At 37.2% G+C, this 20,671-nt stretch carries 17 protein-coding genes, 1 other RNA gene and 1 pseudogene; all 19 read left to right on the top strand.

Annotated elements, in window-relative coordinates:
- Positions 1–184 precede the first annotated feature (184 nt).
- The 19 genes and pseudogenes from DW721_RS05385 (at position 185) to minE (ending at position 20,658) form a co-directional block, all read left to right on the top strand.
- The gene (locus DW721_RS05385; RefSeq protein WP_022014009.1) at positions 185–682 is read left to right on the top strand and encodes a cob(I)yrinic acid a,c-diamide adenosyltransferase; all 498 of its coding nucleotides are present in this window, start codon (positions 185–187) and stop codon (positions 680–682) included.
- 94 nt (positions 683–776) lie between these two features.
- Positions 777–1,670 carry a 4-hydroxy-tetrahydrodipicolinate synthase gene (dapA, locus tag DW721_RS05380; protein ID WP_022014010.1) on the top strand — a complete coding sequence of 298 codons (894 nt, stop codon included), beginning with the start codon at positions 777–779 and terminating at the stop codon, positions 1,668–1,670.
- Positions 1,671–1,806: 136 nt separating this feature from the next.
- Positions 1,807–2,562: a 4-hydroxy-tetrahydrodipicolinate reductase gene (dapB, locus tag DW721_RS05375; RefSeq protein WP_118498903.1), complete on the top strand. Its 756-nt coding sequence runs from the start codon at positions 1,807–1,809 to the stop codon at positions 2,560–2,562.
- Complete coding sequence (locus tag DW721_RS05370; protein WP_055941813.1) at positions 2,562–3,077, top strand: CvpA family protein; 516 nt, start codon at positions 2,562–2,564, stop codon at positions 3,075–3,077. Before dapB ends, DW721_RS05370 begins: the two co-directional genes overlap by 1 nt.
- A gap of 49 nt (positions 3,078–3,126) precedes the next feature.
- A complete protein-coding gene (locus DW721_RS05365) occupies positions 3,127–3,765 on the top strand; it encodes an epoxyqueuosine reductase QueH (RefSeq protein WP_118499015.1) in 639 nt (212 codons plus the stop codon).
- Positions 3,766–3,824: 59 nt separating this feature from the next.
- Positions 3,825–4,337 (top strand): NUDIX domain-containing protein, encoded by a 513-nt coding sequence (locus DW721_RS05360; protein ID WP_182436220.1) that lies wholly within the window; start codon positions 3,825–3,827, stop codon positions 4,335–4,337.
- Between the two features lie 182 nt (positions 4,338–4,519).
- Positions 4,520–4,867, top strand: an RNA gene (rnpB, locus tag DW721_RS05355) — RNase P RNA component class A.
- Positions 4,868–5,025: 158 nt separating this feature from the next.
- Positions 5,026–7,731: a DNA mismatch repair protein MutS gene (gene mutS, locus DW721_RS05350; protein ID WP_243020483.1), complete on the top strand. Its 2,706-nt coding sequence runs from the start codon at positions 5,026–5,028 to the stop codon at positions 7,729–7,731.
- Positions 7,732–7,890: 159 nt separating this feature from the next.
- Positions 7,891–10,053 carry a DNA mismatch repair endonuclease MutL gene (gene mutL / locus DW721_RS05345; RefSeq protein ID WP_118745072.1) on the top strand — a complete coding sequence of 721 codons (2,163 nt, stop codon included), beginning with the start codon at positions 7,891–7,893 and terminating at the stop codon, positions 10,051–10,053.
- A 49-nt stretch (positions 10,054–10,102) separates the two neighbouring features.
- Positions 10,103–10,972: pseudogene (gene miaA / locus DW721_RS16335) on the top strand (tRNA (adenosine(37)-N6)-dimethylallyltransferase MiaA); the annotation flags it as partial.
- A gap of 87 nt (positions 10,973–11,059) precedes the next feature.
- Positions 11,060–12,373, top strand: coding sequence for a methionine gamma-lyase family protein (locus tag DW721_RS16330; RefSeq protein ID WP_347560356.1), 1,314 nt, complete (start codon positions 11,060–11,062; stop codon positions 12,371–12,373).
- Positions 12,374–12,636: 263 nt separating this feature from the next.
- Entirely contained in the window at positions 12,637–13,332 is a 696-nt protein-coding gene (gene radC / locus DW721_RS05335) for a DNA repair protein RadC (RefSeq protein WP_055941823.1), read from the top strand.
- Between the two features lie 25 nt (positions 13,333–13,357).
- A complete protein-coding gene (locus tag DW721_RS05330; RefSeq protein ID WP_022013461.1) occupies positions 13,358–14,365 on the top strand; it encodes a rod shape-determining protein in 1,008 nt (335 codons plus the stop codon).
- Between the two features lie 57 nt (positions 14,366–14,422).
- The gene (gene mreC, locus DW721_RS05325) at positions 14,423–15,292 is read left to right on the top strand and encodes a rod shape-determining protein MreC (RefSeq protein ID WP_055941829.1); all 870 of its coding nucleotides are present in this window, start codon (positions 14,423–14,425) and stop codon (positions 15,290–15,292) included.
- A complete protein-coding gene (mreD, locus tag DW721_RS05320; RefSeq protein WP_118745070.1) occupies positions 15,289–15,825 on the top strand; it encodes a rod shape-determining protein MreD in 537 nt (178 codons plus the stop codon). The genes mreC and mreD overlap by 4 nt, the downstream gene beginning before the upstream one ends.
- Before the next feature lie 45 nt (positions 15,826–15,870).
- A complete protein-coding gene (locus DW721_RS05315) occupies positions 15,871–18,750 on the top strand; it encodes a penicillin-binding transpeptidase domain-containing protein (RefSeq protein ID WP_118745069.1) in 2,880 nt (959 codons plus the stop codon).
- Between the two features lie 12 nt (positions 18,751–18,762).
- Entirely contained in the window at positions 18,763–19,437 is a 675-nt protein-coding gene (locus DW721_RS05310; protein ID WP_055941837.1) for a septum site-determining protein MinC, read from the top strand.
- Positions 19,438–19,556: 119 nt separating this feature from the next.
- Positions 19,557–20,345, top strand: coding sequence for a septum site-determining protein MinD (gene minD, locus DW721_RS05305; RefSeq protein WP_022013456.1), 789 nt, complete (start codon positions 19,557–19,559; stop codon positions 20,343–20,345).
- Between the two features lie 28 nt (positions 20,346–20,373).
- Positions 20,374–20,658, top strand: coding sequence for a cell division topological specificity factor MinE (gene minE / locus DW721_RS05300; protein WP_022013455.1), 285 nt, complete (start codon positions 20,374–20,376; stop codon positions 20,656–20,658).
- Positions 20,659–20,671: the final 13 nt, after the last annotated feature.

Below are 20,671 nucleotides of genomic sequence, written 5' to 3'. Positions count from 1 at the left end.
GATAGAGAGGTATAATCATAATAAACATAATAACATACATTACTGACTAAGGAATTAAAAAAATAAGGTAGATTTTTTAAAATAAATGTGATAGAATGGCTAGAGTTGACGATGGTATTTTGTAAAGTCGTTATCTGGCCATTCTTATTATTAAATTAAGAATCCGGAAAGAAATGAGGGAAAAATGGGAAAAAGAATAGTTCAGGTTTTTTACGGACCGGGCAAGGGAAAGACTTCTGCTGCCGTAGGACAGTGCATCAGGGCGGCGAGTCTCGGACAATCAGTTATAATCATTCAGTTTCTTAAGGGAAAGGATGCAGAGGAGTTTAATTTCCTTGAAAGACTTGAACCTGACATAAAGCTGTTCAGGTTTGAAAAATCTGAGGAATCATATGATCTTCTTTTGCCATCACAGCAAAAAGAGGAAAAGCAGAATATCCTCAATGGATTTAATTTTGCAAAGAAAGTCATTGATACGGGTGAGTGCGATGTATTAGTGCTCGATGAAGTTTTAGGACTTTTAGATATTGGTCTTATAGAAGTTTCGGATATAATAAAGCTGATAGAACTCCGTGATGATTATACAAGACTTGTGCTTACAGGAAGAAATCTGCCTGAGGAACTTAGAGAGTATGTTAATATCATATCAAAACTTGATCTTGAGAAAGATGACATGAAATAAATTTCATGAAATAAATTTGATTTAAAAAGTACACAACAAGTGTAACTATTTTGAATATAATATTATATACATAATTGATGAGGAGGAGATAGTTATGTCTATTTTTACCGGTGCAGGTGTTGCACTTATCACACCTATGCATGAAGATGGCTCTATAAACTATGATGAGATGGAGCGCATCGTTAATTATCAGATTGAAAACGGAACAGACGCCATAATAGTTTGTGGAACAACAGGCGAAGCATCTACCATGACACACGAGGAACATATTGAAACAATAAAAGCATGTGTTGAGATGACAAAGAAGCGCATACCGGTTATTGCAGGTACAGGCTCAAATTGCACTGACACGGCGATTTATTTATCCAAAGAGGCACAGAGAGTTGGTGCTGACGGAATATTAGTTGTATCTCCTTATTATAATAAAGCGACACAGAATGGTCTTAAAAAGCATTTTACTGCTATTGCGGGCAGCGTTGATATTCCTATGATACTCTACAATATTCAGGGTAGAACAGGTGTGAACATCCAGCCAAAAACAATAGCTTCACTTGCTAAGGAAGTAGAGAATATTGTTGCTGTAAAAGAAGCGTCAGGAGATCTTTCGCAGGTTGCAAACATTATATATGAATCAGAGGGCAGAATCGATGTATATTCAGGTAATGACGACCAGATAGTTCCAATCGTGGCATTAGGAGGCAAGGGAGTTATCTCAGTTCTCTCTCATGTTGCACCAAAAGAAACTCATGATATTGTTGCAAAACTTATGGCAGGTGATGTAAAGGGAAGTCAGGAGCTTCAGATAAAACTCCTTCCTGTCATCCATGCACTTTTCAGCGAGGTAAATCCTATTCCTGTAAAGGCAGCAATGAATATGCTTGGTTTCAATGTAGGCTCACTTCGTATGCCGCTTTCAGAAATGGAGGATGCTCATAAGGAAGTCCTCAGACAGGCATTAAAAGATGCAGGATTTAATGTAGTTGCATAATTTTTCAAGGCAGATATATGTTTATTTATTAAAACATAAACACCCGTGAAAAATATGTATAAGCAAGATATTATTGGAAATAATGATAAAAACGGGCAGGTCATTTGGTCTGCCCTTTTAAAAAATGGAGGATAAAATGACAAACATAATAATGTTAGGATGTAACGGCCGCATGGGTCAGATGATAACAGATATAGTTGCAAAGGATGACGAAGCACAGATAGTTGCCGGAATTGACATAGTAAACAACAGAGAAAATCCATACCCCGTCTTTACTGATATAAAAGACTGCGATGTAAAAGCTGATGCAATCATTGATTTCTCATCTGCAAACGGGTTTGAGGAGAGAATGGATTACGCAGTGGACAAGCAGGTACCTATTATTGTATGCTCAACAGGTTTGTCAGATGAACAGCTTGATTATCTCAAAGAAGCAAGTAAAAAAGTAGCTGTATTGAAATCAGCAAATATGTCACTTGGTGTAAATCTTTTAATAAAGCTTGTAAAAGAAGCTGCAAAAAAACTTGCAACAGAGGGATTTGATGTTGAGATAGTTGAAAAGCATCACAACCAGAAACTTGATGCACCGTCAGGTACGGCACTTGCACTTGCAGACTCCATCAATGATGAGATGGGCGGACAGTATGAATATGTATATGACCGTTCTAAAGTAAGACAGAAGCGTGACAAAAAAGAACTCGGTATCTCGGCTGTAAGAGGCGGTACTATAGTCGGAGAACATGATGTTATATTTGCGGGAACAGATGAAGTTGTTACATTCTCACATACGGCATATTCAAGAGCCGTATTTGCAAAGGGTTCTGTTACCGCAGCTAAATTTATCAAAGGAAAGGCTGCAGGTCTTTATGACATGGCAGATGTTTTGATGTAATGGAAATCGGAACGATAATTGATGTGGTATTAGCATTTGTATTTATGGTATCTATTGTGAGTGGCTGGCACCAGGGACTTGTCATGAAAGTGGCAAGTCTTATAGTTGTAGTCATCTCATATGTTTTCTCGGGGATGTTGTCAAAGATGATATCCCCTTATATTGCTGAACTTATAACACAGCAGATATCCCCTGATATACAGTTTGTAAAGGGTGGCATACTCAGTGTGACCGAGGCGTTTTCATATACGGTTATATTTATGCTTATATTTTTTGTTGTAAGGTATTTTTTCAGAAGACTTATAAAAATATTTAAGCTGATAGACCATATTCCGGTAATCGGATTTGTAAATAAGGTCGGCGGGGCGGTTGCAGGATTTCTCGTGGATTTTATGATAATATATGTCATCTGTATGTTTTTGTTTTCGGTGATACCATCATCTGTATTTGATAATATCGGACTTACGAAATCAGTTATCCATAATACCATATTATTATCGGTCTTTGTACCATAGAGGGACACTAACTGTTTTGATGATTTAAGAGGAGTTGATGAAAAAGAAAATGAATAAGATAAATTATCAGCTTGAACTGGATAAGATAATAAAAAAATTGCAAAAAGATAATAAGACGCCAACACTTCTTATGCACAGTTGTTGTGCACCTTGCAGCAGTTATTGTCTTAGTTACCTTGCAGAATATTTTAAGATAACTATTTTTTATTATAATCCTAATATCTCACCTTTAGAAGAATATCAGAAGAGAGTAAATGAACAAAAAAGACTGATAAGTGAACTTCCGGTAAAAAATAAGATATGTTTTGAGGAAGGAAAATATGATCCGCAGACTTTTTTTGATATGTCAAAAGGACTTGAGGATGTACCTGAGGGTGGCATCAGATGTTTTAAGTGTTATGAATTAAGACAGAGAGAAGCTGCCATATATGCAAAAAAGCACGGCTTTGACTATTTTACTACTACATTGTCTATCAGTCCGCATAAGAATGCCGGAAAATTAAATGAGATAGGTCTTAAACTTGAACAGGAATATGGTATAAATTATCTCGTATCAGACTTTAAGAAGAAAGGTGGATATTTAAAGTCAATAGAATATTCAAAGAAATATGACCTTTACCGTCAAAATTATTGTGGCTGTATTTACAGTAGGGCAGAGGCAGAAAAACGCATGAAACAAGAGGGATGATTGTTGTCGTCTGCCGATAAAATCGCAATTATAAACGGCAGACGATTATGGAGGAAGATATGACTGAGATATGGGACATATATGACAGATATGGTAACAGGACAGGACGCACGATGAAAAGAGGTATCCCGAAAGAGGGAGATTATATGTTATGTGTACATATGTATCTATTGGCTTCTGATAATAGATTTCTTATTCAGAAGCGTTCGGAAAATAAAGAGTCGCATCCCGGTGAGTGGGATATAACCGGAGGAGCTGCGATTTCGGGTGAGAGCAGCGTTGATGCCATATTACGGGAGACAGAGGAAGAAGTCGGGATAAAATTAGACGAAAAAGATTTATATTATGCAGGGCGGTTTGTAAAGGAACGCCGGATAATAGAGATTTTTTTTGCTAAAAAAGATTTTGAACTGCCAGACTGTCACATCCAGAAAGAAGAAGTCGACAAAGTAGCATTTGTTTCCTATGATGAACTTGTCGGTGATATACTTATGAAGCGTGGACGAAGCAGAGAGTATGTCGAACTGGTCAGTAAGGCGGCAATGGAGTTTTTGCATGGAGAAAACAGTTAAATGAGTGTGGTTTGCAAAAAGTAAACAGGAAGGTGCATATGTAAAAAGGTACTTAACAATACAATGAGCAAGCTTGTGTATTATTGACTTATCTTTTTTTGGCTGAACTGTTACCAAATAAAAAATATTCTCATTTCATGCACTTTACTTTTTTCTTTCGACATGATAAAATACTCCGGTAATGAGTAGCACAGACAATCGCGGCTGCAAATGCCGAAAGGCTGCAGGTGAGGAAAGTCCGGGCTTCATAGGGCAGGATGCCGGATAACGTCCGGTGGAGGTGACTCCCAGGCAAGTGCAACAGAAAATAACCGCCTGCTATAGCAGGTAAGGGTGAAAAGGCGAGGTAAGAGCTCACCGCACTTCTGGTAACAGAAGCGGCTGTGTAAACCCCATCCGAAGCAAGACCGAACAGAGATGATACGGCTGCCCGTCGTGTCTCGGGTAGGTTGCTTGAGCCTGGTGGCAACATCAGGTCTAGATAGATGATTGTTTTGATACAGAACTCGGCTTATAGTGTTACTCATTCATTTTTTGATATGAAAATTTATTGTTTTTATATTATGATGCAGGGGTCAGAATATTTTTTGACACCAATATAATAACAAAAGATTATATAAGATATTTGCATAACATATCAAAAGTTATGTGGGTATATGTGAAAATATAGAAAAAGAGGAATACAGTCATGCCACTTACACCAATGATGCAAAAATATATGGAAACCAAAGAGGAATACAAAGATTGTATTCTTTTTTATCGCTTAGGGGATTTTTATGAGATGTTCTTTGATGATGCAAAGATATGTTCAAAAGAACTTGAACTTACCCTTACCGGAAAAAGCTGCGGTCTTGAAGAGAGAGCACCTATGTGCGGAGTTCCTTTTCATGCTGTAGATACATACCTTAACAAACTTGTCAGCCGTGGTTACAAGGTGGCAATATGTGAGCAGGTTGAAGATCCAAAGCAGGCGAAAGGTCTTGTGAAACGTGCTGTCGTTAGGATTGCGACCCCAGGAACAAATCTAAATACGCAGTCGCTTGATGAGACAAAGAATAATTATCTCATGTGCATTGTATATACAACAAATGCATATGGTGTTTCATATGTTGATGTTACAACGGGTGAATATTATGTGACAGAGTTTGACAGTGAAAATAAACTGCTTGATGAGATTTTTAAGACCGCACCGTCAGAAATTATATGCAATGATTCATTTCTTGTATCAGGAATTGACCTTGAGGAACTTCATATACGATTAAATGTTGTCGTATCGGCGGTTGATAACTGGCATTTTGATGAGAGCAAATGTGAGCAGGCACTTATGGAGCATTTCGGTGTATCGTCACTTGACGGGCTTGGTCTCGCCGATTACAGTATCGGCATAACTGCCGCCGGAGCTGTTATGCAGTATCTTACGGAGACACAGAAGACTTCGATGGATCACATTACATCCATAAAGCCTTACATCACAAATCACTATATGCTTCTTGACCGCTCAACAAGAAGAAATCTTGAACTTTGTGAAACGATGCGTGAAAAATCAAAGAGAGGTTCGTTATTCTGGATTCTTGATAAGACTAAGACGGCTATGGGTGCGAGACTTTTAAGAAACTCCATTGAACAGCCGCTTATAGATATAGATGAGATAAATACACGGCTTGATATAATATCTGAGTTTAATGATAATGCTATATCAAGAGAGGAGTTAAGAGAGTATTTGAGTCCTATATACGATATAGAAAGGCTTATAAGCAAGATAAGTTATAAGAGTGCTAATCCCAGAGATCTTATCGCTTTCAGACAGTCACTCTCAATGCTTCCACATATTAAATATGTACTTTCCTCATTTTCTCAGTCAAAATTAAAAGAGTACGGTGTAAATCTTGATGACCTTTCAGATATTTATAAACTTATTGATGAGTCAATTATTGAAGAACCGCCTATAACAGTGAGGGAGGGCGGGATTATAAAGGATGGTTTTAATGAGGAAGTTGACCGGTTAAGGAAGGCAAAAACTGAGGGCAAACAGTGGATAGCTGACCTGACGGAAGAGGAAAAAGAAAAAACCGATATTAAAAATCTTAAGATTAAATATAACAAAGTATTTGGCTATTTCTTTGAGGTCACAAATTCATATAAAAATCTTGTTCCACCTGAGTGGACGGTTAAACAGACTTTGTCAAATTGTGAGAGATATATCACACCGAGACTTAAGGAACTTGAAGATACGATTCTTGGTGCCGAGGAGAAACTTTTCACGCTTGAATACAATATATTTAATGAAACACTTGATGCTATTTACAGCGAGATAGGCAGGATACAGCAGGCGGCAAAGATAATCGCACAGATAGATATGTTTGCATCTATGGCTGTTGTAGCTGAGCAGAATAATTATGTAAGACCTGACATGAGTAAGGATGGATGTATTGATATAAAGAATGGCCGTCATCCTGTTGTTGAAAAGATGATAAAGAATGATATGTTTATCTCAAATGATACATTTCTTGACGATGACAGTCATCGCATTGCAATAATCACGGGACCTAATATGGCTGGTAAATCTACATATATGCGCCAGACGGCACTTATCGTTCTTATGGCACAGATTGGCTCGTTCGTTCCGGCAGAGAGTGCAAAGATAGGTATTGTTGACAGGATATTTACAAGAGTAGGTGCATCAGATGACCTTGCGAGCGGACAGAGTACATTTATGGTTGAGATGACGGAGGTTTCAAATATACTCAGAAATGCAACGAAAAACAGCCTTATAATTCTTGACGAGATAGGCAGGGGGACTTCTACTTTTGACGGTCTTTCGATTGCGTGGGCTGTAGTCGAGTACATAGCAAACACGAAACTTCTCGGAGCAAAGACGCTTTTTGCAACGCATTACCACGAGCTTACAGAACTTGAGGGCAAGCTTGACAGCGTGAATAATTACTGTATTGCTGTCAAAGAGCAGGGGGACGATATTGTTTTCCTCAGAAAGATAATAAAAGGCGGTGCAGATAAGAGTTATGGAATACAGGTTGCAAAACTTGCAGGTGTTCCTGAGACGGTGCTTAACAGGGCAAAAGAGCTGGTTGAAAAATTAAGTAACAACGATATTGCAAATAAGGCAAAAGAGATAGATGTAGAGTACGAACCTGAAGATTATAATTATGATATAGAAAAACAGACTACTCATAAAAAGAGAGGCAGAAAAAAGACATCGTCAGAAATAGAGTCAGAACAGATGGGACAGATTTCTATGTTTGACATGGGCAGTTCAAATGTAAAGACAGAGGACATAATAATTGAACTTCATGATCTTGATCTTTCGACAACGACACCTATTGATGCCATGAATATTTTGTATAAGATGCAGATGAAATTAAAGCAACGGATGTAAACATGAAAAGTAATTTTAAGTCAGCTAAAAACGCTGACTAATAATTACTATGTTTCATGTCAAAAAAACTCATATCAGAGTTTTTTCATGTGCAAAAAACAGCACAAGGATAAAGATGTAAACATGAAAAGTAATTTTAAAAGAGAGGAGGAGTAAAATATGTCTATTATATTACTGGATCAGGATACTATTAATAAGATAGCGGCGGGCGAGGTTATTGAAAGACCTATGGCTGTTGTTAAGGAGCTTGTTGAAAATTCGATTGATGCCGGTGCTAATATGGTTACGGTTGAGATTAAGGATGGTGGCAAGTCTTTTATGCGTATTACTGATAATGGTTCAGGCATTGAGAGGGATGATATAGAACTTGCTTTTACTCCTCACGCAACGAGCAAGATAAAAGGTGCAACGGATCTTTTAGGTGTTTCAACTCTGGGATTCAGAGGTGAAGCTCTTGCGAGTGTGGCGGCTGTTTCACAGCTTGAAATGATAACTAAGGTTAAGAGAGAAGATGTGGGTTACAGATACCGGATTGATGGAGGTGAGAGTAAGGAAATTGAACAGGTTGGATGTCCTGACGGTACTACATTTATCATACAGAATCTATTTTATAATACACCCGCAAGGCTTAAATTTCTTAAATCGCACCAGACAGAAGCAGGTTATATAGGCAGTGTTATTGAGAGGCTTGCTCTTTCTCATCCGGAAATTTCGTTTAGATTTATAAATCAGGGACAGACAAAACTTCACACTTCTGGAAATGGAAATCTCAAAGATACCATTTACCAGATATATGGCAGGGATATAACTTCAAACTTACTTACTGTTGACCTTACAAGTGAGATTTGTAATATTGGAGGTTTTATAGGAAAGCCTGTTGTTTCCAGAGGAAACAGAGCATATATAAATTATTTCATAAATGGAAGATATATAAAAAGCAATATAATCAACCGTGCGATAGAGGAGGCTTATAAGCCGTTTACGATGCAGCACAGATATCCGTTTACAGTGCTTCATTTTCATATAGAACCGGAATTTATAGATGTTAATGTGCATCCACAGAAGATGGAGATAAGATTTACAAATGAGAGAGAACTCTATAAGACAATCTATGAATGTATATCAGACAGGCTTACACACAGGGAATTTATTCCTGATGTAACTTTTGAAGAAGATAAAAAAGACGGCGGAAAATTGAAAACAGATAGTGCTGTAAATGATACGGTGTCAAAAGATTATCCTAAAAAAAATAGTATAGATACAACTGACAAAACAGAAGTAAAAAAAGATATTGACGAAGCTGATACTTTATCAAGGATTGGAAAAGCAGAACTTCACAGACCTGATGCGGGTCAGCGGAAAAAGATGTTTGCCGATCTTATGGGACAGGTGGAAAAACTTGATAATAATACTGAAACATCTTTAAAATATAGTAAAGAAAATCAGGCTGCGGAAAATATAAACATAACAAAAAACAGACCTGATATATTAGAGGATGATAATTTATCACAGGATAATTTCACAGCTTCGGATAAGAAAAACACAGGATTAAATTCAGAAAGTGTACAGCAGGATGACAAATCCGATAGGCAGCAGACGCAGGATTTAAAGGAAAAAACAAAATCAGACGGCTCATTTAATGGTATGGCGGCTTCAAAAAATCTTGATATGCTTCATGAGAAAGCAGCCTACAATATAAAACAGGAAACTCTTTTTGAAACAGGTGTCTTAAAAGAGGACAGGACAAAGGATATAAGGATAGTGGGACAGGTGTTTTCAACATATTGGATATTGCAATATGAGGACAGTATGTATATGGTTGACCAGCACGCCGCACACGAAAAGGTTTTATACGAACGATTTATGAAACAGATAGCTGAGCATAAGCCGATGGTTCAGATGGTAAATCCGCCTATTGTTCTAAGTCTTTCAATGCTTGAACAGCAGATGGTTGACGATAATATAGAAGTATTTGACGAACTCGGATATAAGATAGAGTCATTTGGCGGCAGGGAATATATTGTGACAGGCATTCCTGCACAGCTTCCTGATATAGCGACTACGGATTTACTGATGGAAATTATTGACGACCTTGCAAATGGTAAGACAAATCTTTCAAAGGATATACTTCTTGAGAGAGTTGCGACAATGTCATGTAAGGCGGCGGTGAAGGGAAATAATGAACTTCCACTTGAGCAGGCACATGAACTTTTGAAGGAGCTTATGTCGCTTGAAAATCCGTATAATTGCCCGCATGGCAGACCTACAATGATACGCATGAGTAAATATGAACTGGAAAAGAAGTTTAAACGAGTTGTTTAAGAAATATATTATATGAGTTGTAATGAAGTAAGAGAGATGGAGGGATAGTATGTCTGATAACAAAAAACCTCTTATAATAATTACGGGGCCTACGGCGGTGGGAAAGACGGAGCTTTCGATAGCTCTTGCTAAAAGGATTGGCGGGGAGATAATTTCAGCCGATTCAATGCAGGTCTATAGGCATATGGACATAGGTACTGCAAAGATAATGCCTGATGAAATGCAGGGGGTGAAACATTATCTTATAGATGAGTTAGAGCCTGACGAGGAGTTTAATGTCACAATTTTTAAACAGAAATGTGACAGATATATTGAAGAGATATACAGTCATGGCAATATTCCGATAATAGTCGGGGGGACAGGCTTTTATATACAGGCGGTGCTTTATGATATAGATTTTACAAAGACTGAGACAGATGATGCTTACAGGAAAGAACTTCAGAAATTTGCCGATGAACACGGAAATGAAGCATTGCATGACCGATTAAAAGAAATTGATGAAAAAGCAGCAGAGCAGATTCATCCAAACAATGTAAAAAGAGTCATAAGGGCGTTGGAATATTTTGAGCAGACAGGGGAGAAAATATCTGAGCACAATGACGAACAGCATCAAAATGAGTCACCGTTTGATTTCAGATATTATGTTTTGAGACTGCCGAGAGAAATTTTGTATGAGCGTATAAATAAGCGCGTTGATATTATGAGAGCGGCAGGCCTTACAGAGGAAGTAAAAAAACTTATGGATATGGGCTGTACTAAGGATATGGTATCAATGCAGGGAATAGGTTACAGGCAGATAATTGATGCATTTGAGCAAAAATGCAATATGGACGAAGCTTATGAGAGGATAAAACTTGATACAAGGCATTTTGCTAAAAGGCAGTTTACATGGTTTAACAGGGAAAAGACAGTTACATGGATAGACAAGGACAAATTTAGGGATGAAAATGAACTTTTGGACTATTGTTTATCGGATATGGAAGATATATTGCTAAATAATCAACTTATGGAGGAAAGAAAGATGAGTAATCTGTTAAAAGAACAGTATATGTCAGCAGGCATAACAGAGGAAGTATATGATTTTTGCGACAGGATAGCAGACGGATTAAAAGAAAGATTTGAAAAAATAGATGAGGTTGCACAGATAAATCAGATAAAGGTTCTTTGTGCCATGCAGAAAGAAAGAGTCAGTGCAGGATGTTTTGAGTCATCTACAGGTTATGGATATGATGATCTTGGCAGGGAAACTCTTGAAGCAGTATATGCCGATGTATTTCATGCCGAATCGGCACTTGTCCGTCCGCAGCTTACCTGCGGAACACACGCACTTACTACGGCTTTATCAGCGATATTAAGACCGGGTGACGAGCTTTTGACTCCTGTTGGGAAACCTTACGATACACTGGAGGGTGTCATAGGAATAAAGGGTGATGACAATCCGCCGGGATCACTTAAGGAATTTGGTATAAGCTACAGACAGGTTGACCTTTTAGAGGATGGTTCATTTGATTTTGATGCGATAAAGGAAGCCATAAACGACAAGACAAAACTTGTCACTATCCAGCGCTCAAAGGGATATGCGACAAGACCTACACTTTCTGTTAAGCGAATCGGAGAGCTTATTTCATTTATCAAATCAATAAAACCGGAAGTAATATGTATGGTTGATAACTGCTATGGTGAATTTGTCGAGACAATAGAACCGACAGACGTGGGAGCAGATATGTGTGTAGGTTCTCTTATCAAAAATCCGGGTGGCGGTCTTGCACCTATAGGCGGTTATATTGTAGGAAAAAAAGAGCTTATTGACCTGTGTGCTTACAGACTTACTGCACCGGGACTTGGCAAGGAAGTAGGTGCCACACTCGGTGTGAACAGGGTATTCTTTCAGGGATTTTTCCTTGCACCGACTGTTACGGCAGGAGCATTAAAAGGTGCGATATTTGCTGCAAATGTATATGAGAAACTCGGATACAAAGTTGTTCCTGACAGCACGGAGTCAAGACATGACATTATTCAGGCGGTGACTCTGGGTTCGCCGGAAGCAGTTATCGCATTTTGCAAGGGTATTCAGGCTGGTTCGCCTGTTGACAGCCATGTTGCACCGGAGCCATATGCGATGCCGGGTTATCACAGTGATGTTATCATGGCAGCAGGGGCATTTATACAGGGCTCCTCAATAGAACTCAGTGCGGATGGTCCTATAGAGCCGCCATTTGCCGTATATTTCCAGGGAGGGCTTACATGGTATCATGCGCGCTTCGGTATTACAATGTCGCTGCAATATATGAAAAATGAAGGACTTATCAGTCAATTGTAATAAAAACTTAAAAAATAGCATTTTTTGTTGAAAAATGGCATTTATTGATGCAAAAATAAGAAAAATACATACATTTTTCATATATGAATGCTATACAAAGAATTTTTTTTGTGATAACATTATTATTGTGTGATTTAAAAGTCATTTTCCTTTTACAATATAAATCTTATCTGCATTGTATGGTTTTAAGAGATAAGGTTGTGTCTGACTGCACCTTGTGTGCGTATAGCTGCACATAATGATATGGAAAAGGAGAATATTTGATGATTAAAACAAATATAAAACAGCTTCCGTTATCAGAAAGACCGTATGAGAAATGTCTGAAATACGGTGCGTCGAGCCTTTCAGATGCGGAGTTGCTGGCTGTCATCATAAGAACAGGTACAAAAAAAGAAAATTCTATTCAGCTTGCATCAAGAGTGATAAACGAAATTCCGGGCAAAAAAATAAGCGGATTGTTTCAGATGTCGGTTGCACAGCTTGTGGATATACATGGCATAGGAAATGCAAAGGCAGTACAACTCCTTAGTCTTACGGAGATAACAAAGCGTATGATGTCTTCTGCACTGGCTGAGACAGACTTCATATGTGATGAGCCTGAAAAGACGGCACTTCGTTTTATGCCGGAAATGCGTTTTGAGGAAACTGAACAGGTAAGGCTTCTTATATTAAATGGAAGAAATGCTCTTGTTAAAGATATTATATTGTCGAATGGTTCTTTCAACGCTGCTATGGCATCACCCAGAGAGATATTTTATAATGCCCTCAAAAATAAAGCAGTTTCAATTATTGTGATGCATAATCATCCGTCAGGAGATCCGACACCGAGTAGGGAAGATATTCTTATAACAAAACGCCTTATTGAGACGGGAAAACTTATTGGAATAGAATTACTTGACCACATAATACTGGGTGACAACCGGTATGTAAGTTTAAAAGAAAGCGGTTTAGCATTTTAACCGTATATAAAAAGGAGATTTTGTAATGGCACAAAAGATCTATGGTATAGACTTTGGAACAGATACCATCAAGATATATAAAAAAGGACAGGGGATAATCCTTATAGAAAAGAATGTAGTTTCCACTGTAGGAAAAGAGAGAAGACCTGTCGCAATCGGTGAGGAAGCATATGAAATGTTTGAAAAGGTTCCGCCGAGCATAAATGTTTCATTTCCGTTAAGTCATGGTGTTGTATCAAAGATAGATGACATGATAGCATTGTGGAATTTCATGGGGGCGAAAATATCACGCAGCAGGAGAATGAAAGGATTTCAGTTTTACATTGCTGTTCCGGCTGATATAACAGAGGTTGAAAAGTTTGCATATTCAAGGATTATATCAGAAAGTGAGTCAAAGCCTAAAAAGGTCTGTCTCATAGATAAACCGATAGCAGATGCCTATGGTCTTGGTCTTGATGTTGAAAAGGCAAATGGGATACTTATCGTAAATATTGGTGCTGACACAACGGAGATCAGTGTCTTAAGCTGTGGAGGAATAGTGGTGTCAAAACTTCTGCCATACGGTGGCAAATATTTTGACGATCAGATAAAAAGCTATATAAGAAAACAGTATAATTTTGTTATAGGATTAAAAACTGCGGAACACATAAAAAAAGAGCTTGTAACTGCATTCCCAATGCAGGGAGAGCTGGAAGTTATGGGGCGGGATGTTGTCAAGGGACTTCCGGGAAAACAGCTTATCAAAGCAACAGAGATTTTTCCACTTGTAAATGATGTTTTTTATGAAATTGCAATATCAATTAAGACCATGTTAGAGAGGACTCCTCACGAAATATCACATGAAATAGTACATAATGGTGTATATCTCACGGGGGGATCATCATGGATAAACGGTCTTGACCAGCTTATTGCAAATGAGACATTTCTTAAAGTTAATACTACAAAAAATGCACAAAAAACGGTTGTGACAGGTCTTGGGTATCTTGCCGAACATCCGAAACTTGCAGCAGGCTATGCAGTCGAAATTAAATAGTTGCAGCATACATCTACAGTGTAAACAGTAAAGCTAAATAAAGGAAGGAATAAAGTAATGCGCAAAAAGACTAAAATGATTATAGATCCCAAATACATTCTGATCGCCATTTCTGTCATCTGTGCTATCCTGATAGTAGTATCATTTAAATTTCAGGATAAAATAGAACCTGTTCGTTCTATCGTTGGCGGTGTTGTAACACCTATGCAAAAAGGAATCAATACTATCGGAGTTAAAATATCCGACAAACTTGAATATGTAAACAGTGTTAAAAAGCTTACAAAGGAAAATAAAAAATTAAAAGATAAACTAGCTGAGACAAATGCTGAAAATAAGCTTTTACAGCAGGACAAGTATGAACTTGAAAATTTCCGAAAGCTGTATTCACTTGATGAGCAATATGCAAAATATCCGAAAGTGGCTGCAAGAGTTATAAGCGGCGAACCTGACAACTGGTACAATGAATTTATAATTGATAAAGGAACTGATGACGGTCTTGCAAAAAACATGAATGTTATGGCGGGTGACGGTCTTGTAGGACGAATCGTTGATGCAAATAAATCATATTCAAGAGTGCGTTCTATAGTTGATGATTCAAGCGAAGTGAGCGGAAGTTTTCTAAAAACTTCTGATAAATGTATAGTATCAGGAAATCTCTCAATGATGAAAGAGGGAAAGATACAGATAAGCGGACTCGACAGAGATGCAAAAGTAAAAGACGGTTATGAAGTTGTGACATCACAGATAAGCAGTGTATATCTTCCTGGAATACTCATTGGATATGCAAAAAACATAAAGAAAGATTCGACAAATATTACACAGTCAGGCTATCTTGTGCCTGCTGCTGATTTTTCAAGTCTTGATATGGTACTTGTCATAACAAAAGTTAAAAATTCAAAAGACTTAGAGGAGATTCTTGGTAAATGAAAAACTATGTAAGTATGTTCGTTATGATTATTGTAGGATTTATACTACAGACTACATTGTTCAGACATTTGCGGATTGCAGGTGTTTCTCCAAATATACTTGTTATACTTACGGCGATAGCAGGAACGATGTACGGACAGTATTGTGGTTTGTTCACCGGTGTAGTATCCGGATTATTTGTTGATGTGATGTTTAGTTCTATTATCGGAGTAAATATCTTCATATATGCCGTAATCGGATTTATTACCGGAATGACAAATAAGATGTATATAGAAGATGATTTTATATTTCCGACAATGACTATTGCTATCGGAGATATTATATACGGAGTATTATTTTATGTACTCAAGTTTCTTTTGAGGGGAAGACTCAGACTTACAGAGTATTTAATAAACACTATAATTCCTGAATTGATATATACAATTATCCTCGGAGTGATAGTATTTAAGTTTGCACACTGGCTGGATAGAAAATTAAATCCTCCGGAACCGGTGCATCTTGGTGTAGAAACAAAACCTGATGATGAACAGTAATAACTATAAAAGCAAAAAAGTAACTTGTTGAAAGAGAGGTTACCCATGTGGAACACATTTAAAGATTTCGTAAAAGGATTATTTAATTCTCGTATTGCGATAGTCGTAATTGTCTATCTGTTGTTTTTTGCGATACTTGGTAATCGTTTGTTTATGCTTCAGATTGTAGATGGTGAAAAATATGCCAGCGAAGCAGAAAAAAGTACACGAAAAACAAGAACAATAAAGGCAACGAGAGGAAATATATACGATTGCAATCATAATTTGCTTGCTTACAACAAATTATCACATAACATAACTTATGAAGAGACTGATGTTACGGCAAAAATGACATCAGAAGAAAGAAATGATATGATATATAAACTGATATGCGTGATAGAAAGCAATGGCGGAACACTTTCGGTTGATTCATATATGAAGCTAAACAGTGATGGTGAGCCGGAATTTACGGTATCGGGTAATACTCTTTTAAGATATAAAGCTGAGGTTTATTCAAAAACTGTTACGGAATTAAAGAAAAAAGAAAATAAAAAGCTGCTCAACGCAACTGCAAAGGATATATACAAATTTTTAAGATATGATACTTCCGTAAACAGTCCGAAATTTGATATATCAGACAAATATGACGATAAAATGGCGATGAAGATATTAGACATCAGGTATGCTATATTTATTAACAGGTATCAGAAATATCTTCCAATCACGATAGCTAAAAATGTAAATGACAAAACGGTTGCGGCAATAAAAGAAAATAATGATGAACTTATAGGTGTAAATATTACAGAGGATACTAAGCGTGTCTACAACAAGAGCAAATATTTTGCACATATTTTAGGATATACGGGAGCAATATCTTCTGAAAAACTTGATACAATAAATAAAAAAAATAAAAAAACAGATTATACGATTGATGACCAGGTTGGAATATCGGGACTCGAAAGTGTATATGAGGATCAGCTTAAAGGAAAAAAAGGTAAGGAGGTACTTAGCATAAATTCAAGTACAAGCCGCATTGTTTCAGTTGATGAAACTAAAAATCCGGTGGCGGGGGATGATTTGTACCTTACTATAGATGCGAAACTTCAGGAGGAGTGTTATAATCTTCTTGAAGAAAATCTTGCAGGTGTTCTTATAAGCAGAATAAATAACAGCTCCAGTGCAGGCTCTAAGGGTACTAACTCGACTGATATAAAAATACCTATATATGATGTATATGAGGCATTGTATAAAAATAATATTATAGATGTTACTCATTTTAAAAGCAGGAAAGCAAGTTCACTTGAAAAAAGTACCTATGACAAATACAAAAACAAATCTAAAAAAATTGTTACAGATATGAAAAAACATCTGGCTACAGATTATACAAAAGGTTCAAAAGATCTTTCTGATGATATGAATGATTTTCTTGACTACTTTTATAAGCAGCTTAAGGATGATAATATAGTTCTTGTCAATCAGGTTGATACATCTGACTCTGTATATAAAAAGTTTGCAAAGGGAAAAACAAGCTTAAGCAGATTTTTACAGTATGCTATTTCAAAACAGTGGATAGACCAGGAAAAGCTTGATATAAAAAGCGGTTATTATACATCGGAAGAAATATACAAAAAACTTCTTGATTATGGTTTTAAAAAGCTTAAGGATGATACAGGCTTTGCAAAGCTGATATATGGTTATCTTGTGCAGCATTATGAACTGTCGGGAACTGATACCTGTCTTTTACTTATGGACCAAAAAGCCGTAAAGAAAAGTAAGACTGATTATACAAATCTTCAGTCAGGAGCTTTGTCACCATATTCTTATATAATCAAGCAGATTAAAAAACTTGAGATAACACCGGGAGATTTGGGACTTGAGCCTTGTTCAGGTTCTCTTGTAGTAACCGATGTAAAAACAGGTGATGTAAAAGCGATGGTTACTTATCCGAGTTATGACAATAATAAGATGGCAAATAAGGTTGATTCTGAATATTATAACAAAAAACTTATTCAGAATTCATCTTCGCCACTGCTTAACAGACCTACAATGCAAGAGATGGCTCCGGGTTCAACATTTAAGGTAATATCGGCAGTAACAGGTATGGAAGAGGGAGTGATAAGCCCATCGACACATATATATGACCACACGGTATTTTCGGATATAGATCATCCTGCAAAGTGCTGGAGCACTGTATCACATGGAGATCTTACAGTATCAGATGCCATAGAGGTTTCTTGTAACTATTTCTTCTACAAGGTAGGATATATGCTTTCAGGAAAAACATCATCAGGAAACATTAACTATCCAAGAGGTATTAAGAGACTTAAAAAATATGCAGATAAATTTGGTCTTACTGATAAATCGGGTGTTGAAATTCCTGAGATAGCACCTCATTTTGCGACTACTGATGCTGTAAGAGCGGCAATAGGTCAGGATACACATGCTTACACACCTGCTCAGCTTTCGCGTTATGTTACAACTGTTGCAAACAGTGGAAACTGCTACAATATTACACTTGTAGACAAGATTAAGAATGTAAAAGGAAAAACTGTTTTAAACAACAAAGCAAAATTGAGAAACAAAATCAATATAAAACAGTCATCATGGGATGCTGTTCATAAAGGAATGAAACTTGTTGTAAATGGTTCAAGAAGTTCCATCAGTTTTATGTTTAAAAATCTTAAGACCACGGTAGCCGGAAAGACAGGTACAGCACAGCAGAGTAAATTCCATGCCAATCATGCATATTTTATTTCGTATGCACCTTATAAGAAACCAAAAATATCTGTAACATGTGTAATTCCAAATGGTTACGCATCATCAAATGCGGCACAGACAGCAAGAGATGTTTACAAATATTACTTTGGAAAGAAAGGTTCTAAGGCAGGAAAGAAAGTTTCAGGTTCCGTAAAGATGCCTGAATCAAGTACATCACATATAGATTAAGGAGGGTGAAAAATGAAAGAATCAGTAGTTATTAAGGGAACAAAATCCGGAATAATCCTGGTGCTTGATGACAAACTTCCATATGAACAGTTAAAAGAAGCTGTTGCTGATAAATTTCACTCATCAGATGAGTTTTTGGGAAATGTTTCTAAAGCCATAAGCTTTCAGGGGCGTGAACTCACTGACGAACAGCAGGAAGAAATAATATCAATAATTCATGAAAACTGTCATTTAAATATAGTATGCATTACCATTGATGATCCTGAAAAAGAAGCTGATTTTTCAAGAGCCATTGAAAATAAGTATGCCGTTCAGGATGCAAATACGGGGCAGTTTTTTAAAGGAACACTCCGCTCCGGACAGGTGCTTGATGTTGAGACGAGCATTATCGTGATAGGCGATGTAAAGGTCGGAGCAAAAGTTGTCTCAAAGGGTAATGTAATAATACTTGGCACGCTTGAGGGCACTGTATATGCAGGCTCTACAGGTAATACTAATGCGTTTGTAATAGCTCTTGACATGAATCCAATGCAGATAAAGATAGCAGATGTTATCGCAAGGGCACCGGATAAACCGGCAAGACTAAAAAAGAGACACAAACCGGAGACAAAGATTGCTTTTCTTGAAGATGAAAACATATATATAGAACCGTTAGACAAAGATGTAATGAATGATATAAAATTGTAATGTAGACACAGAATGTTTTTTTTGATAAAATTATTATTAAAAATATTAAAAGTTACTAAATGCATCTGTTATGCACAATGTAACACTATTAAATTTCTTTTAACAGGAGGAAACAGAAAATGGGAGAAGTAATAGTAGTCACATCCGGAAAAGGTGGTGTGGGAAAGACAACTACAACCGCCAATTTGGGCACAGGTCTTGCAATGGAGGGAAAGAAAGTCGTTCTTATTGATACTGATATAGGACTTAGAAATCTCGATGTGGTTATGGGACTTGAAAACAGGATAGTTTATAATCTTGTAGATGTCATAGAAAACAACTGCCGTATAAAGCAGGCACTTATCAAGGATAAGAGGCATCAGAATCTTTTTCTTTTACCATCTGCACAGACAAAGGATAAGACTGCAGTTAGTCCTGAACAGATGAAAAAACTTGCTGACGAGCTTAGGAATGAGTATGATTACATAATCATGGACTGCCCTGCCGGAATCGAACAGGGATTTCAGAATGCAATAGCGGGAGCAGACAGAGCATTGGTAGTTACTACACCTGAGGTATCAGCAGTAAGAGATGCGGACAGGATTATAGGACTTCTCGAAGCAAATGAGATTACAAAGACACATCTTATCGTGAACAGACTCAGGTCGGACATGGTAAAAGAGGGGAATATGATGTCAAGTGATGATGTTGTCGATATTCTCGGTATCGACCTTATAGGTATTGTGCCTGATGATGAGCACATTATCACATCAACAAACAACGGTGAGCCGTTAGTAGGTTCTGACTGCCTTGCAGGACAGGCGTATATGAATATATGTAAGAGAGTGATGGGAGAAGATGTTCCTTATTTGAACCTTGATGTTAAGGAAGGATTTTTCCAAAAATTATCAGCAATTTTCAAAAAATAAATTAAATTCAGATTAGTGGAGGAGCATCATGGGACTTTTCTCAAATTTTTTTAGAAGCTCTGAGAGCAGCAGTGATGTTGCAAAGAGGAGATTAAAGGTAGCTATAACTTCGGATAGAGCCGTTTGTTCTCCGGAGCTTATGGAACAGATGAAAAATGACATTATCCAGGTCATTTCAAAATATGTAGATATTGATACAGAAGGACTTGATATAAAAGTAACAAAGACAGAGCTTGATGAAACATCAGGAACGGTTAATGCACTTTTGGCAAATATTCCGATTAAAGAGGGATCAAGAAATTTCCGTAAATAAATGAAAGGTTAGG

The organism is Clostridium sp. AM27-31LB, from assembly GCF_003480745.1.
GTDB classification, from domain to species: domain Bacteria; phylum Bacillota; class Clostridia; order Lachnospirales; family Lachnospiraceae; genus Butyribacter; species Butyribacter intestini.
This window is presented reverse-complemented; position numbering and strand designations above follow the sequence as displayed.

Excerpts from the sequence above, each read along its gene's own strand:
- DW721_RS05385 (WP_022014009.1), top strand. The coding sequence starts at position 185 with ATGGGAAAAAGAATAGTTCAGGTTTTTTACGGACCGGGCAAGGGAAAG.
- dapA (WP_022014010.1), top strand. The coding sequence starts at position 777 with ATGTCTATTTTTACCGGTGCAGGTGTTGCACTTATCACACCTATGCAT.
- dapB (WP_118498903.1), top strand. The coding sequence starts at position 1,807 with ATGACAAACATAATAATGTTAGGATGTAACGGCCGCATGGGTCAGATG.
- DW721_RS05370 (WP_055941813.1), top strand. The coding sequence starts at position 2,562 with ATGGAAATCGGAACGATAATTGATGTGGTATTAGCATTTGTATTTATG.
- DW721_RS05365 (WP_118499015.1), top strand. The coding sequence starts at position 3,127 with ATGAATAAGATAAATTATCAGCTTGAACTGGATAAGATAATAAAAAAA.
- DW721_RS05360 (WP_182436220.1), top strand. The coding sequence starts at position 3,825 with ATGACTGAGATATGGGACATATATGACAGATATGGTAACAGGACAGGA.
- mutS (WP_243020483.1), top strand. The coding sequence starts at position 5,026 with ATGCCACTTACACCAATGATGCAAAAATATATGGAAACCAAAGAGGAA.
- mutL (WP_118745072.1), top strand. The coding sequence starts at position 7,891 with ATGTCTATTATATTACTGGATCAGGATACTATTAATAAGATAGCGGCG.
- DW721_RS16330 (WP_347560356.1), top strand. The coding sequence starts at position 11,060 with ATGGAGGAAAGAAAGATGAGTAATCTGTTAAAAGAACAGTATATGTCA.
- radC (WP_055941823.1), top strand. The coding sequence starts at position 12,637 with ATGATTAAAACAAATATAAAACAGCTTCCGTTATCAGAAAGACCGTAT.
- DW721_RS05330 (WP_022013461.1), top strand. The coding sequence starts at position 13,358 with ATGGCACAAAAGATCTATGGTATAGACTTTGGAACAGATACCATCAAG.
- mreC (WP_055941829.1), top strand. The coding sequence starts at position 14,423 with ATGCGCAAAAAGACTAAAATGATTATAGATCCCAAATACATTCTGATC.
- mreD (WP_118745070.1), top strand. The coding sequence starts at position 15,289 with ATGAAAAACTATGTAAGTATGTTCGTTATGATTATTGTAGGATTTATA.
- DW721_RS05315 (WP_118745069.1), top strand. The coding sequence starts at position 15,871 with ATGTGGAACACATTTAAAGATTTCGTAAAAGGATTATTTAATTCTCGT.
- DW721_RS05310 (WP_055941837.1), top strand. The coding sequence starts at position 18,763 with ATGAAAGAATCAGTAGTTATTAAGGGAACAAAATCCGGAATAATCCTG.
- minD (WP_022013456.1), top strand. The coding sequence starts at position 19,557 with ATGGGAGAAGTAATAGTAGTCACATCCGGAAAAGGTGGTGTGGGAAAG.
- minE (WP_022013455.1), top strand. The coding sequence starts at position 20,374 with ATGGGACTTTTCTCAAATTTTTTTAGAAGCTCTGAGAGCAGCAGTGAT.